General features: G+C 67.8%; 13 protein-coding genes. 3 read left to right on the top strand and 10 right to left on the bottom strand.

The features are described from left to right. Positions 1-14: 14 nt before the first annotated feature. The 4 genes from B843_RS06355 to B843_RS06340 are packed head-to-tail and all read right to left on the bottom strand — an operon-like array spanning position 15 to position 5,499. A complete protein-coding gene (locus tag B843_RS06355) occupies positions 15-2,132 on the bottom strand; it encodes an ATP-dependent DNA helicase RecG (RefSeq protein WP_025252679.1) in 2,118 nt (705 codons plus the stop codon). Between the two features lie 3 nt (positions 2,133-2,135). After that, positions 2,136-3,809 (bottom strand): DAK2 domain-containing protein, encoded by a 1,674-nt coding sequence (locus tag B843_RS06350; protein ID WP_025252678.1) that lies wholly within the window; start codon positions 3,807-3,809, stop codon positions 2,136-2,138. An 11-nt stretch (positions 3,810-3,820) separates the two neighbouring features. Next, positions 3,821-4,492: a uracil-DNA glycosylase gene (locus B843_RS06345; RefSeq protein WP_025252677.1), complete on the bottom strand. Its 672-nt coding sequence runs from the start codon at positions 4,490-4,492 to the stop codon at positions 3,821-3,823. 41 nt (positions 4,493-4,533) lie between these two features. Next, positions 4,534-5,499, bottom strand: coding sequence for a thiamine-phosphate kinase (locus B843_RS06340; protein WP_025252676.1), 966 nt, complete (start codon positions 5,497-5,499; stop codon positions 4,534-4,536). A 159-nt stretch (positions 5,500-5,658) separates the two neighbouring features. Between B843_RS06340 and B843_RS06335 the strand changes: the two genes are divergently transcribed. Then, positions 5,659-6,603: a DUF3515 domain-containing protein gene (locus tag B843_RS06335; protein WP_025252675.1), complete on the top strand. Its 945-nt coding sequence runs from the start codon at positions 5,659-5,661 to the stop codon at positions 6,601-6,603. Between the two features lie 12 nt (positions 6,604-6,615). Here B843_RS06335 and B843_RS06330 read toward each other — a convergent pair whose 3' ends face one another. From B843_RS06330 to B843_RS06320, 3 genes are all read right to left on the bottom strand, one after another. Continuing rightward, the gene (locus B843_RS06330) at positions 6,616-7,641 is read right to left on the bottom strand and encodes an NAD(P)-binding domain-containing protein (RefSeq protein WP_025252674.1); all 1,026 of its coding nucleotides are present in this window, start codon (positions 7,639-7,641) and stop codon (positions 6,616-6,618) included. Positions 7,642-7,918: 277 nt separating this feature from the next. Further along, complete coding sequence (locus B843_RS06325; RefSeq protein ID WP_025252673.1) at positions 7,919-8,998, bottom strand: D-alanine--D-alanine ligase family protein; 1,080 nt, start codon at positions 8,996-8,998, stop codon at positions 7,919-7,921. Positions 8,999-9,100: 102 nt separating this feature from the next. After that, a complete protein-coding gene (locus B843_RS06320; RefSeq protein WP_025252672.1) occupies positions 9,101-10,096 on the bottom strand; it encodes an NAD(P)H-dependent glycerol-3-phosphate dehydrogenase in 996 nt (331 codons plus the stop codon). A gap of 234 nt (positions 10,097-10,330) precedes the next feature. On the opposite strand from B843_RS06320, the gene B843_RS06315 reads away from it, so the two are divergent. Beyond that, positions 10,331-11,329 (top strand): NUDIX hydrolase, encoded by a 999-nt coding sequence (locus tag B843_RS06315; protein WP_025252671.1) that lies wholly within the window; start codon positions 10,331-10,333, stop codon positions 11,327-11,329. Positions 11,330-11,350: 21 nt separating this feature from the next. Here B843_RS06315 and B843_RS06310 read toward each other — a convergent pair whose 3' ends face one another. From B843_RS06310 to leuC, 3 genes are all read right to left on the bottom strand, one after another. Beyond that, a complete protein-coding gene (locus B843_RS06310; protein ID WP_025252670.1) occupies positions 11,351-11,563 on the bottom strand; it encodes a hypothetical protein in 213 nt (70 codons plus the stop codon). Positions 11,564-11,736: 173 nt separating this feature from the next. Then, entirely contained in the window at positions 11,737-12,327 is a 591-nt protein-coding gene (gene leuD, locus B843_RS06305) for a 3-isopropylmalate dehydratase small subunit (protein WP_025252669.1), read from the bottom strand. Positions 12,328-12,364: 37 nt separating this feature from the next. Then, positions 12,365-13,813 carry a 3-isopropylmalate dehydratase large subunit gene (gene leuC, locus B843_RS06300; protein WP_025252668.1) on the bottom strand — a complete coding sequence of 483 codons (1,449 nt, stop codon included), beginning with the start codon at positions 13,811-13,813 and terminating at the stop codon, positions 12,365-12,367. A gap of 77 nt (positions 13,814-13,890) precedes the next feature. On the opposite strand from leuC, the gene B843_RS06295 reads away from it, so the two are divergent. Next, on the top strand, positions 13,891-14,616 hold the full coding sequence (locus B843_RS06295; protein ID WP_025252667.1) for an IclR family transcriptional regulator: 726 nt from the start codon (positions 13,891-13,893) through the stop codon (positions 14,614-14,616). The last annotated feature ends 120 nt before the right edge of the window (positions 14,617-14,736 follow it).

Raw genomic sequence — 14,736 nt, 5'->3', positions numbered from 1 at the left:
GGGCCACACCGATGTTAGGACTTCTCGATGAAGCCCTGCGAATCGTCGTCCACGTCGACGATGAGCTTCTGCGCGAGCTCCGGGTCGCGGGAGACGAGGTAGGCGGCATCCCGATTGGCGCGCTCGATGACCTCGCGATCGCGGACGAGGCTGAGCAGCTTGAGGTTGGTCGTGCCCGACTGCCTCGCCCCCAGCACGTCGCCCTCCTGGCGCTGCTCGAGGTCGATCTCGGCGAGGTCGAAGCCGTTGGTCGTGGCGGCGACCGCCTGCACGCGCTTGACGGCCTCCTCGCCCGCCTCCAGCCCGGTGTGGAAGAAGCAGATCGACGCGTTGCCGCCGCGGCCCACGCGGCCGCGCAGCTGGTGCAGCTGGGAGACGCCGAAGCGCTCCGACTCGCGGATCATCATGATGGTGGCGTTGGGCACGTCGATGCCGACCTCGATGACCGTGGTGGCCACGAGCAGGTCCAGCTCACCCGCGGCGAAGGCGAGCATGACCTCCTCCTTGGCGTCGGCGGGCATTTTGCCGTGCAGCATGCCCACCCGCAGGTCCGGGAAGACCTGCTCACGGAAGTAGGCGAAGGTCTCCTCGACGCCGCCCTCGCCCTGGATGCGCGGGCAGACGACGTAGACCTGGCGGCCAGCCTCGATCTCCTCGCGCATGCGCTGGAAGGCGCGCTCGACCCAGCGGCGGTTGATCTCGGCGACGACGAAGCTCTCGATGGGACGCCGTCCGCCGGGCAGCTCGGTGAGCACCGACATCGACAGGTCGCCGAAGGCGGTCATGGCGATGGTGCGCGGGATCGGGGTGGCGGTCATGACCAAAAGGTGCGGGGTCGTGCCGTCGCGCCCCTTGCCGCGCAGGTGGTTGCGCTGCTCGACGCCGAAGCGGTGCTGCTCGTCAACCACGCAGAAGGCAAGGTCGAAGAAGTCCACGCCCTCCTGGATGATCGCGTGGGTGCCCACGATGATGTCGGCCTCGCCGGAGACGATGTCGAGTAGGGCCTGTTTCCGCTGCTTGGTGTTGAGCGAACCGGTGAGCACCACGACCTTGGCGTCCACGCCCGCATGAGTGAGGGTCTCCTGGATGCTCCGGGCGTGCTGGGTGGCGAGCACCTCGGTCGGGGCCAAGAGCGCGCACTGCTTGCGCTGGTCCACGGCCTGGAGCATGGAGATGACCGAGACAATGGTCTTGCCCGAGCCCACCTCGCCCTGCAGGAGGCGCTGCATGGGCCGCGGCTTGTTGAGCTCCTCGGAGATCTCGGCGATGACCCGCCTTTGGCCGTCGGTAAGCGGAAAGCGCAAGCCATCGAGCAGCCGCTGGCGCTGGCCGCCGGGGATCGGCTCGAGGGCGACCGCCTGCCGGTGCGCGCTGTCGGCGCGGCGCACGGCCATGACCAGCGCGATCTGCATGGCCTCGTCGTAGCGCAGGCGGTCGATGGCGGGGCCGGGTCCCTCAGGGCCGGGCTCGTGGATGCCGCGGATGGCCTCGTCGAAGCTGGGCAGGTCCTTCGGCGCGTAGCCCCCCAGCGGATCGGCGTAGGGCTCGGTGGTGCGCAGGACCTCGTGGATGGCGCCGAAGATGCGCCAGGTGGGCATGGCCGCCTTCGCCGGGTAGATCGGGATGTAGTCGAGCTCGCTGAGCAGCTCGGTGACCTCGGCGACGTCGCCGTAGGTGGTCAGCCCCTTGAGCGCGCCGGTCGAGCGCTTCTTCTCCCCGATGCGCGGGAGGATGAGGTAGTCCGGGTGCTGGAGCTGCGGCACCCCGCGGAAGAACTTGAGCTTGCCCGTGAACATCGCGCGCGTGCCCTGGGTGAGCACCTTGGAGATCCACGAGGCGCGGAAGAAGGTGGCGCTGATCAAGTGCGGCTGGTCCTCGATGACGATGGTGTACATCTTGTTGCCGCGGCGGTCCAGGCGCTCGTTGGTGGCGATGATCGTGCCGATGACGGTGATGATGTCGCCCTCCACGCCGAGCCCCGCGCTGAGGTTGACCCCGTGCGGGGTGTGCACGCGCGGGTATTGGCGCAGGAGCTGCTCGACGGTGGTGAAACCGAAGTGCTTCTTGAAGGCGGCCGCCTCCTTCGTCGGGAGCACGCTCTTCAGCGCCGTCGAATCGTGCCAGCCCAGCATGGGTTATTCCACCCCGATCTCGACGAGGCTTCCCAGGTTGTCGGCCGGGTAGACGGCCACGTCCACGCGACGGTGCTTGGGCAGGCCGTCTTGCACCGCCTCCGCGGTGATGTCTGCGATGAGCTCGCCCTCGACCAGGAGCGTGATCTGCTCGCCGCCGACCTCCAGCATCCGCCTGCAGGCGTCGATGACGGTGCCGAGCACGTCCTCTCCCACGACGATGGTCACCCCGCCCGCGACGGCGAGGATGTCGCCCTTCGCGCACGGCCCGGCGGGCGTCAGCCGCGCCTTGGTCGCCACCTTCAGCCGCGCGGTGCGCATCGCGGTGGTGGCCTCCACCATGGCGTAGGTGTCCATGGCCAGGGGCTGCTCGGGGTCGTGGACGCTCAGCGCCGCGAGCCCGCGCACCAGCTTGCTGGCGGGAACGATCGTGATCGACTGCTCGAAAGCGAGGCTCGAGCGCTCGATGGAGGCCAGCTCGTACTTGTCGAGCATCCCGTTGGGAAGGAGGATGATCTCGCTCGCGCGGCTGAGCCTCGCCTGGGAGACCACGTCGACGACGATGTCCTGATCCTCCCCCGTGCGCGGCACGACGAGCGCCCCGGACTCCGCGTAGAGCTGGGCGAGTGCACCCGGCGGCGTGATCGCCACGACGACGCGTTTACCCGCGGTCGGCGGCATCTGCGCCGGGCTGTCGGGAAGCACCTCGAGGCGCAGGTCGCTGACCTGGCCGAGCCCGAAGGCCGTCTCGATGACCGTGCCCGCCTCGCGGCTGTGGATGTGCACCGTGCCCGCGTCGCCGTCGAGCTGCGCGATGTTGAGGCTATCCCCCAGCGGCGCCAGCGCGTCGCGCACGTCGTCCAGCGAGCACCCGGAGATGTAGAACATCACCTCGAGGTAGCCTGCCGCGCCATGGCCGTGTTCGCTTACGCCTTCGCTTGCCGACGCCTCGCGGCGGCTCGCCTCACCTGCGTTGGCCCCCTCCGAGAGCTCGGATCCCAGCCCGGCGATTCGCTCGGCCAGCTCGACGCCCTCTCCCGCGATGGGCTCGCCGGTGACCACGCTGAGCAGCGCGTCGAGCAGGATAACGAATCCCCGGCCCCCGGCGTCGACGACGCCCGCCTCGCGCAGGGCCGCAAGCTGGGAGGGGGTGTTGGCGAGCGCGATGCGCGCCGCCTGGGTGGCCGACTCCACGATCGAGGTAAGCGTGCCCTCCTCGTCCTGGGCGGCGGCGATGCTGGCGGCCCGCAGGACGGTGATGACGGTGCCCTCGACCGGATCGGTGATGGCCTTGTTGACGAAGCTCAGCGCCAGCGAGAGCGAGTTGGTGATCCCCTCCCCGGTGATCACGCCCTTCTCCGCCGACTGCGCGATCCCGCGCAGCACCTGGCTGAGGACCACCCCGGAGTTGCCGCGGGCGCCCTTGACCGAGCCCGCCGCGAGCGCCGCCGCGATGGAGGCTGCGTTGTCCACGGACTCCGGCTTCTTCTCCACGAGAGCCTCGGCGTTTTTCAGCGCGGCCTCCATCGTGTGGGCCATGTTGGACCCGGTGTCCGAGTCCGGCACCGGGAACACGTTGAGCGCGTTGATCTCCGCTCGGCGTGCCACGAGCTCGGCGACTGCCTGCCTCGCCCAAGAAAGCAGGCCAGCGCCGTCGAGAACGTCAGTGGCTGGCATGAACACGTATTCTACAGGCGCCAGTCGACAGGCTGCGCGCCGAGGTCAACCAACAGCTGGTTAGCGCGGCTAAACGGGTGCGAGCCAAAGAACCCGCGGCTGGCAGACAGCGGCGACGGGTGCGGCGAGGTGATGCACGGGGTATCACCCAAGAAGGCCTGGGTGTTCTGCGCGTCGCGGCCCCACAGGATAGCCACGAGCGGCTGCGGGCGCGCGGCGAGCGCGCGGATGGCGGTCTCCGTGACGATCTCCCAGCCCTTGCCCCGGTGGCTCCCGGCGCGCCCCGGACTCACGCTGAGCACCCGGTTGAACAGTGCCACGCCCTGGCGGGACCAGCCGGTGAGGTCGCCGTCCTGGGGTGCCGGGATGCCCAGGTCGGTGGACAGCTCCTTGAAGATGTTGGCCAGGCTGCGCGGCAGCGGGCGCACGCCCGGCTGGGTGGAAAAGCTCAGGCCCATCGCGTGCCCCGGGGTCGGGTACGGGTCCTGGCCCACGATCAGGACCTTGACCTCGTCGAAGGGGTAGGTAAACGCCCGCAGCACGTCGGTGCCCGCCGGGAGGTAGCCGCGACCGGCGGCGTTCTCGGCGCGGAGGAAGTCGCCCATCTGGTGGATCTGCTCGGCCACGGGGGCGAGCGGCTCTAGCCAGGTGGGGTGGACGGGAAGCGGGCGGGTGTCGGTCATGGGGGTCCTTATGAGAAGCGGTCGGCGGGTGCGGTTGGCGGCTAGAAGCTATTCCACCCCGCGGTGTAGTCCGGGGTCTTGTGGTCGACGGTGACCAGCCGGTGGAAGTGCTGCTTGTTGACCAGCCCGATCCTGCGGAAGCCCACCGGCGGCGCGCAGTTGGTGGTGGCGAGAAGGGTATGGTCCTCCCCGCCGGAGAGCACCCACTCCCACGGGTCAGCGCTAAGCAGCTCGGCGGCCTTGCGCATGAGCGGCGAGGGGGAAATGCCCGCGGAGTCGACGTTGATGGTCACCCCGGACCGGCGCGCCATGGTCTCGAGGTCGTGGACGAGGCCGTCGGAGTTGTCGGTCATGGCGGTCACGCCGGCGGTACGTGCCACGAAGCCGCGGCCCCGCGGGATCTTGGTCGCGCAGTGGGACTGGATGAGCGGCATGAACTCCCTGGGCACCCCGTCGCGTCCGAAGCGCTTGAGCAGCGCGTAGCCCGCGGCCGAGGCGCCGATCTCGCCGGAGGCGATGAGGATCTGGCCGGGGCGGGCGGCGTCCAGGGTGAGCGCCGGGATCGAGCCGCCGAGCTGGCCGATGGCGGTCACGGAGATGACGATGGCCTCGCCGTCGGTGATGTCGCCACCGACCAGCTCCGCGCCGTAGTCGCCGACGCGCTGGGCGATGCCGCGTGCCAGGTCGGAGACGAAGCCAAGGCGGGTGTAGCTTGGGACGCTGAGCCCTAGGAGCGCCGCGATGGGGCGCGCGCCCATGGCCTCGACGTCGGCGAAGTTCTGGGTGATGGCCTTGCGCCCGATCTCCGCGGGCGTGGACCAGTCGAGGCTGAAGTGACGGTTTTCCACCAGCATGTCCGTGGTCACCACCATGCGCGAGTTGGGGGCCGCGTGCGGCAGGACGGCCGCGTCGTCGCCGTTGCGGGAGCTGGGGGCGTGGGCGATGATGACGTTGATGGCGGCCTGCTCGCCGACCTCGGCCAGGGTGGGGTTCTTCGGTGGCTTCATATCACCCCCGAGAGTAATGCCCGGCGCACGGATTGGACAATCAAGGAGGGGGCTTCCTCCCTTCGTGGGAGGGGCGGCGGCGGAGCGGCAGGCGTCGACAAGCAAACGAAAAAAACGGTGAATTGATCGGGGAATCGGGCGCCGCGTACTCTCAAAAGCATGGATGCACGACAAGACAACAGCTTTAAACGAACGCCGATTCTGCTGGCGCTCATCTTGGCACTCGTTCTCGTGGTCGGCGTGATGGTCGGCGCGAAGCTCGTGTATCAGAAGGCGGCGAACCAGCCGGTGGGGATGTCGGTGATCGACGCGCCGCTGGCCAGCTCCGAGCAGTGTTCGCAGCTTGTCGACGCCCTGCCGGCGAAGTTCCTCGGCCACAAGCGCGCCGAGCTCGTGGAGCCGAAGCCGGACGGCGCGGCGGCCTGGCAGTCCAACAGCCAGCAGCAGATCACCCTGCGCTGCGGCGTGAATCTCCCGCTGCAGTACACGGCTCTGTCCCCGACGACCACGATCGACGGCACCGAGTGGCTGCGCGTGGTCGATACCACCCCGCAGTCGACGCTGCAGACGTGGTACACGGTCAACCGCTCCCCCGTCGTGGCCATCTCCACCGACGAGGAGGGTTTGGGCGACAACGATTTCACCTCGGCCGCGCTCAACGACGCGCTGAGCAACCTCGACACCACGCAGGCGCAGCCGCAGCCCACCCCGCTGACCGACCTCGCCGCGGGTGAGTCAGGCAGCTGCTCCGCGCTGGCCGACGCCCTGCCGGATGAATTCGGCACCGATCCGACGTACTCCCGCTACACCGGCGACCAGCTGGGCAACCTCACCGCCGCGTGGACCGTCGACGGCTACGAGCCGGTGGCGCTTCGCTGCGGCGTGGCCTTCCCCGCCGCCTACCAGGCCGGCGCGAAGCTGCAGCAGATCAACGGCGTTGCGTGGTTCGAGGACACCACGGTGGGCAACGGCACGACCGCGGCCACCTACTACTCGGTCAACCGCACCAACGTGGTGGCCGTGTCGGTTCCCCAGGCCAGCGGCGACGCGGCGCTGGTGGAGTTCACCAAGGCCATCGAGCAGACGATCGCCTCGACCGAATAGCCCCAGTGCTTCTTATCGCTTCATCCTCACGAAGGCGGCCGCGTCAGCGGCTGCCTTCTTTGCGTAGGGACCGACCCCCGTGATGGTCGCGGCCCCGGGCCCCACCCAGTCGCCGTAGCCCACGAAGTACAGCCCCTGAACCAGCGGGGCGCGCCCGCGCACGAGCCGGCGGAAGGGCCCTAGCGCCGGGCGGAAGCCCGTGCACCAGATGAGGTTGTCGGCGTAGACCTCCTTGAGCGATGCGAACATCGGGCGGGCGCGCAGCCGCCCCAAATCCCTCGCCTCCTTCACGGACGGGAGCATGACGATGTCGCCGAGGAGCGAGTCCGGGCCGGGATCGGGTTCGCCGCGCAGGATCGCCAACGCGCGCCCGCGGTTGCGGCGGAAGAGCTCGCGGCCGTCGATGTCGTCGGGCATCCACCTCGGCGGCTCGAGCGTGTACCAGAGGACCGGCCCGACCTCCGGCGAGTTGGCCAGCTCCGCGGCGATCTGCGCCCCGGAGTTCGCGCCGCCGACTACCGCGACGGACTGCCTCTTAAAGGGCGCGGGGCCCGGATAGTTGGCCGAGTGCCACTGCCTGCCGTGGAAGCGTCCCGGGTAGGTGGGCACGAACGGCGCCGACCACGTCCCCGTGGCGGCGATGACGCAGCGGGCGCGCAGCACGCCTTGGTCGGTCTCAACGACGAACAGGCCGCCCTCGTGGCCGACCCGCTCGACCCTCACCGGCCTTCTCACCGGCAGCTCGTAGCGGGCCTCGTAGGCCGCGAGGTAGTCGATGACGTGGCTCGCGGGCGGGAACCCGTCGTAGTGCGGCATCGGGATGCCGGGCAGGTTGGAGAACTCGGCGGTGGAAAACAGCGTCATCGAGTCCCACACGTGCCGCCACCCGCCGCCTGGCGAATCCTGGTCGTCGAGGATGAGGAAGTCCAGCTTGTGCCGGCGCAGGTAGTAGCCGGTGGCAAGGCCTGACTGGCCGCCGCCGACGACGATGACGTCGTAGATGTGTTCGCCGCTCGCCATCCCTGGAGTGCTCATCATCGCTCCCTTGAGAATCTCGCTCCGCTAAGCCCAACCGCACTCGTCGGCGCAGTCCAAGCTTGGTGTACACCTGCCAGGCTACCCCGCCCACGGCCCGGAGAGCGCCCGTTTCCACCCCGCCGAAACGCCACAAACCAGGTCACAACCCGGCCACAACGCAACTGGCCCGCCGCGGCGCGTGGTGCGCATCGCGGCGGGCCTGCTCCCTTTACGGTTGTGGGTGGCTACCCACAACCGGATACCCGCAAACGCAGAAGGGCAACAACAAAATGCGTGGCTACTGCCGGTTCAGGGCGTTCGTGACAAGGTCGTCGAGAAGCTCCTCGTACTTGATGCCGGTCGCGGCGAAGACCTGCGGGTACATGGAGATCGGGGTGAAGCCCGGCATGGTGTTGATCTCGTTGATGACGGGGCCGTTGGCGGTGACGAAGAAGTCCACGCGAGCCAGCCCCTCGCAGTTGAGCGCCTGGAAGGCCTCGAGCGAGAGGGAGCGGATCAGCTCGATGGTCTCCTCCGGCTGCGGGGCCGGGATGTGGGCGGTGACCACGTCGTCCAAGTACTTGGTGTCGAAGCCGTAGAAGCCCTCGTCGCCCTCGTCGGTGTCGATGAGCTGCGCCGGCAGCGAGGCCACCAGCCCCACGCCCGGCTGGTCGAGCACGCCGCACTCGACCTCGGCGCCAATGATCTCGGACTCGACGATGACCTTGGAGTCGTGCTCGCGGGCAAGGGAGATGGCCGCGTCGATGTCGTCCCAGCTGGCCACGCGCGAGATGCCGATGGAGGAGCCGCCCCGGGCGGGCTTGACGAACACCGGAAGTCCCAGCAGCTTCTTGTCTGCTTCGGTGAGCTGCTCGGCGCCGCGGAGGATGACCTCCTTGCCCACCGGCAGGCCCTCGGCCGCCAGGAGCTTCTTGGTGTATTCCTTGTCCATGCCGCAGGCGGAGCTTAAGACGCCGGTGCCCACGTACGGCACGCCGGAGAGCTCGAACATGCCCTGGATGGTGCCGTCCTCGCCGAAGCGGCCGTGGAGCACGGGGAAGATGACGTCGACCTGCGCGTACAGGCTGCCGTCCTCGAAGCGGAACTGTCCCTTGGTGGCGGGGTTGAGCGACAGCGCGACCTCGCGCACGAACTCGACCTCGGGCATGACGCGGTCGACCAGCTTGAGCTTGTCCGGGTCGGACTCGCCGACGGTCCAGGCGCCGTCCTTGGTGATGCCCACGGGGTACACCTCGTAGCGCTCGGGGTCGAGGTGGCTCATGATCGCGCCCGCGGACACGCAGGAGACGTTGTGTTCAGAGCTGCGGCCACCGTAGACGACGGCGACCTTGATTTTGGCGTTCGAGTTAGCAGTCACGGTTGCTCACTCTACCTTGTCGCTTTCATCGCTTTGCTTTTCGACGCCCACCTTTTTCCTCGGCGGACTTAACGCCTAGGCGGCGGGCCGCGGGCCCGCTTCTTACTCCGCCTTCTTGGAGCGCCCCATGAGCGCCGCGACCATCGCCCCCACGTCCGCACCCTTGTGGCACACGCCGTAGACGGCCTGCGTGATCGGCATGTCCACCTTGTGCTTCTGCGCGAGCTGGAAGATCGACTGGGAGCTGATGACCCCCTCGGCCACCTGGCCGTTGGTGGCGGCCTTGGCCTCCTCCAAGGTGCCGCCCTCGCCGAGGCGAGCGCCGAAGGAGCGGTTGCGCGACAGCGGCGAGGAACAGGTGGCCACCAGGTCGCCCAGGCCCGCGAGCCCGGAGAAGGTGCGGGCGTCCGCGCCCATCGCGATCCCCAGGCGGGTGATCTCGGCAAGCCCCCTGGTGATCACGGTGGCGATGGTGTTCTCCCCCAACCCCCGGCCGGAGGCCATGCCGCAGGCGAGCGCGATGACGTTCTTGCTGGCGCCGCCGACCTCGCAGCCGATGACGTCGGAGTTGGTGTACGGCCTAAAGTACGGCGAGGCCAGCGCCGCTTGGACAAGCTTGGCGCGGTTTTCGTCCTTGCACGCAATGACGGTGGCCGCGGGCTGTTCCTCGGCGATCTCGCGGGCGAGGTTCGGCCCGGACAGCACGGCGATGCGTTGCTCGTCGACGCCGGTCACCTCGGTGATGACCTGGCTCATGCGCAGGAAGGACCCCTTCTCGATGCCCTTGGCCAAGCTCACGAGCGTGGCGCCCTGCGGGATGAGGTCGGTCCAGCGGGCGAGGTTCTCACGCAGCGTCTGCGACGGCACGGCGAGGACGATGATCTCCGCCTCCCGCATCGCCTCGGCCGGGTCGTGGGTCGCCCCCAGGGCCACCGGCAGCGTGATATCGCTCAAGTAGTCGGGATTGTGGCGCTCGGCGTTGATCGCGTCTGCCACCTCGGCCCGGCGCGCCCAGAGCGTGACGCGGCAGCCAGCGTCCGAAAAAACCTTCGCGAGGGTCGTCCCCCACGAGCCCGCTCCCATCACGGCAACCTTCACTCTGCACTCCTTGCGCGTTTGTTTGCTGGGGCTTTTCGACGCCTACGGCATGGGCAACCCCCGGTTCGTCCATCTTACGTTCAGCTGGCTCCCAGCGGGGAGCCACTGCACGCATGTGGGGGAAAACGCTTCCCGGCCGACACACGCACCGAGGCGACGGGCAAATTGCCCCCGGGTGGATTATCGTCAATAAACAAGCAAAGAACTAGTAGAGCGGACGGAAAGGCCACGTCGATGTCCAAGAAACCTCACGAAAACAACAAGGATCAGGGCTCTGAGCTCGAGCTCGTGGGGCGACACCAGGTCATCGGCGCCCAGCCGGCGAAGGAATTCAAGCGCTCCACGCTGGCCGCCGGCGCCGTCCTGTGGCGCGGTAGCCTCGAGGACGTCGACTCCATCGAGGTCGCCGTCATCCACCGCCCGCACTACGACGACTGGTCCCTGGCCAAGGGCAAGGTCGACCCGGGCGAGTCCCTGCCCACCACCGCCGCGAGGGAGATCAAGGAGGAGACCGGCTACGACGTGCGCCTGGGCAAGCTCCTGGGCAAGGTCAACTACCCCGTCCTCGACCGCATGAAGGTGGTCTACTACTGGACCGGCGAGGTCTTAGGCGGCGAGTTCACCCCCAACCACGAGGTCGACGAGATCCGCTGGCTTCCGCTCTCCGAGGCCCGCTCGCTCCTAAGTTACGACGTCGACCGCAGCGTCCTAGACAAGGCGGAGAAGCGCTTCCGCCTGCCCGCGACCTCGCGGATCCTCTACGTCCGTCACGCGCACGCCCACAAGCGCGCCAGCTGGGCGGGCAATGACAACAAGCGCCCGCTCGACCGCAAGGGCCGACGCCAGGCGGAGCTGCTCGTGCCGATGCTGCTCCCCTTCCGCCCGTCGGCCGTCTACTCGGCCGTCCCCGACCGCTGCCAGTCCACCGTCGCCCCGCTCGCCGAGGCGCTCGGCGTGGATGTCGCAGTCGACGAGCTCTACGGCGACGACGGCTGGATCACGAACATGGCCAAGTCGCAGCAGGCGTTCGAGGACATCATCGCCAAGGGCGGCATCTCCGTCGTCTGCGGCCAGGGCCTCATCATCCCCGACATGATCGCGCTGCTGTCCGCCAAGGGCCGCCTCCCGCTCGTGGACACCTCGGCGAAGAAGGCCAGCGTGTGGGTGCTCTCCTTCAACCACGGCGACCTCACCGGCGCTGACTACCTGGAGAGCCCGCTGCCGGTGAAGTGAGTTGGTCGAGCGCCGCCCTAGCTACTCACCCAGGAGCAGTTCCACGCGGCGCAGCTCGTCATACAGCTTTCGCTCCTCCACGCTCATCATTCCTGACGCCGACATCTCCCTCACGTCTTCGAGGGAGAAATCGGGTGCGCCATCGTCGGCGATTGCAGAAAACAGTCGTTTTGTGAGTGTGTCTCGACGCATTTCGAGCTCGCGGTTGTTGGTTCTCCTTATTTCGATGTTCATTTCTACGCCTCCTCCCGCGGACGGCTTCGACCTCAGCTGATTGGGCCGACAATTGATTCCACAGGCGGTTCGCCGCACGACGCCTGCGAAGCTGGGATGCAGAGCGTCCTGCTATAGACGTCGAAAAGCCCAGCTAAACTGCTCTAGCTGGGCTTTCCACTTGTGCTGCGAAGTTACTGCGTCTTTGGCTTGAAGGAGGGGCGCTTTGCCTCGAAGGCGGCGATCTCGTCCTCCTTGCGCAGGGTCAGGCCGATGTCGTCGAGGCCCTCCAGCAGGCGCCAGCGGGTGTAGTCGTCGACGTCGAAGGAGTAGACGTTCTCGCCGCAGGTGACGGTGCGGTCCTCGAGGCTGACGGTGACCTCCTTGCCCGGCTCCTGCTCGAGCTGCTTCCACAGAAGCTCGATGTCGGACTGCTCCATGAGGCCGGTGAGCAGGCCCGCCTTGCCGGAGTTGCCGCGGAAGATGTCGGCGAAGCGGGAGGAGAACACGGCCTTGAAGCCGTAGTCCATGAGCGCCCAGACGGCGTGCTCACGGGAGGAGCCGGTGCCGAAGTCGGGGCCGGCGATGAGCACGGAGCCGTTCTTGTAGGCGTCCTGGTTGAGCACGAAGTCAGGCTCGTTGGTGCGCCAGTTGTTAAACAGGCCGTCCTCAAAGCCGGTGCGGGTCACGCGCTTGAGGAACACAGCGGGGATGATCTGGTCGGTGTCCACGTTGGAGCGGGTCAGCGGCACGCCTACACCGGTGTGGGTTTCAAACTTTTCCATCAGTTTCTTCCTTAACTAGTTCGGTGGTGACGGTGCTTTAGAGCGCGGGAAGGTCAGCGGGAGAGGCCAGGGTGCCCTTGATGGCGGTGGCGGCGGCGACCTCCGGGGAGACTAGGTGGGTGCGGCCGCCGGGGCCCTGGCGGCCCTCGAAGTTGCGGTTCGAGGTGGATGCGGAGCGCTCGCCCGGCTTGAGCTGGTCCGGGTTCATGCCCAGGCACATCGAGCAGCCCGCGGTGCGCCAGTCGGCACCGGCCTCGATGAAGATCTTGTCTAGGCCTTCTTCCTCCGCCTGCTCCTTGACCAGGGTGGTGGAGGGAACGACCATGAAGCGCACGGAGTCGGCGACCTTGCGGCCCTTGACCACGGCGGCGGCCTTGCGCAGGTCCTCGAGGCGGCCGTTGGTGCAGGAGCCCAGGAAGACGGTGTCGACCTTGACCTCGCGCAGCGGGGTGCCCGGGGTGAGGTCCATGTACTTCAGGGCCTTCTCGCAAGCGGCCTTGTCGTTGTCGTTGGTGAAGTCCTCGGGGCTGGGCACGTTGGCGGACAGCGGCAGGCCCTGGCCGGGGTTGGTGCCCCAGGTGACGAACGGGGTCAGTGCGGAGCCGTCGATGTCGACGACCTTGTCGAACTCGGCGCCCTCGTCGGTGGGCAGGGTCTTCCAGTAGGCGACGGCGGCGTCCCAGTCGGCGCCCTTCGGCGCCAGCTCGCGGCCCTCGACGTAGTCGAAGGTGGTCTGATCGGGGGCGATCATGCCCGCGCGGGCGCCGGCCTCGATGGACATGTTGCAGATGGTCATGCGGGCTTCCATCGACAGCTTCTCGATGGCCTCGCCGCGGTACTCGATGACGTGGCCCTGGCCGCCGCCGGTGCCGATCTTGGCGATGATCGCGAGGATCAGGTCCTTGGCGGACACGCCCGGCTGCAGCTCGCCGGAGACGTTGACGGCCATGGTCTTAAATGGCTTGAGCGAGAGCGTCTGGGTGGCCATGACGTGCTCGACCTCGGAGGTGCCGATGCCGAAGGCCATCGCGCCGAAGGCGCCGTGGGTGGAGGTGTGGGAGTCGCCGCAGACGATGGTCATGCCCGGCTGGGTCGCACCCAGCTGCGGGCCGACCTGGTGGACGATGCCCTGGTTGATGTCGCCCATCGGGTGCAGGCGCACGCCGAACTCCTCGCAGTTCTTGCGCAGGGTCTCCACCTGCGTGCGGGAGGTCTGGTCCTTGATCTCGAGCAGGCTGCCCTTGACGATGCCCTCGGTGGGCACGTTGTGGTCCTCGGTGGCCAGGTGTAGCTCGGGGTGGCGCAGCTTGCGGCCGTTCATGCGCAGGCCGTCGAAGGCCTGCGGGGAGGTCACCTCGTGCAGCAGCTGCAGGTCGATGAAGATCAGGTCGGGCTCGCCGTTCTCGCCTTTAGATACGACGTGGTCGCGCCATACCTTCTCGGCGAGGGTCAGCTTCTTGTTGGCCGAATCCACGGGGCTGGTCATGGATCAATTCACCTCTAACTTCCTAGCGAAACCCCGATCGGGGTGCATCTCACATTTTGGAATGATAATATCGTGTCATGGGACAGATTAACACAGATTCTGCAACAACAAGCGGAATTAAGGTTCTCGACCGCGCCGTGCTCATCATGCTCACCGTGGCCGAACACCCACGCTCGCTCTCCGAGCTCTCCGAGGCCACCGGCCTGCCCCGCGCCACCGCGCACCGGCTCGCCACCGCCCTCGAGGTGCACCACATCCTCACCCGCACAACCGACGGGCGCTGGACCATCGGAGCGGTGCTAACGTCCCTCGGGGCCAACAGCTCCACCAAACTTATCGACGTCGCAGGCCCCATCATGACCGCCCTCATGGACGAGTCTAGCGAGTCGGTGCAGCTCTACCAGCTTGCCGGCGCCACCCGCGTCTGCATCGCCGCGCGCGAGCCCGGCAGCGGCCTGCACAACACCGTGCCCGTGGGCACGCGCCTCCCGCTCACCGCGGGCTCCGCCGCCAAGGTCTTCCTCGCCTACGCCTCGCCGTCGCTGCGCGAATCCATCCTCGCCAAGACCGACAAGATCACGCTCGCCGACCTCGAACAGGTCCGCGAGCAGGGCTGGGCCGAGTCCGTCTCCGAGCGCGAGGTAGGACTGGCCTCCTGCTCCGCGCCCGTGTTCAACTCCGAGGGCCTGTTCACGGCCGTGCTCTCGATCTCCGGCCCGACCGAGCGCCTCAAGCCGAGCCCCGGCGCGTTGTGGGCCGACGCGCTCACCAAGTCCGCGGCCATCCTCAGCGAGGCCTTGTAGCTTTTGCTTGTCGACGCCTTCGGCTTACAAGCCAAGGTCGACTTCACTCACTAGACTTCACCGGTTTTCCATACCCCGCTGGGGTAATTTTCTCCGCGAAGTCGAGCACGTGAAGTCGAA

This window comes from Corynebacterium vitaeruminis DSM 20294 (assembly GCF_000550805.1).
Lineage (GTDB): Bacteria > Actinomycetota > Actinomycetes > Mycobacteriales > Mycobacteriaceae > Corynebacterium > Corynebacterium vitaeruminis.
This window is presented reverse-complemented; position numbering and strand designations above follow the sequence as displayed.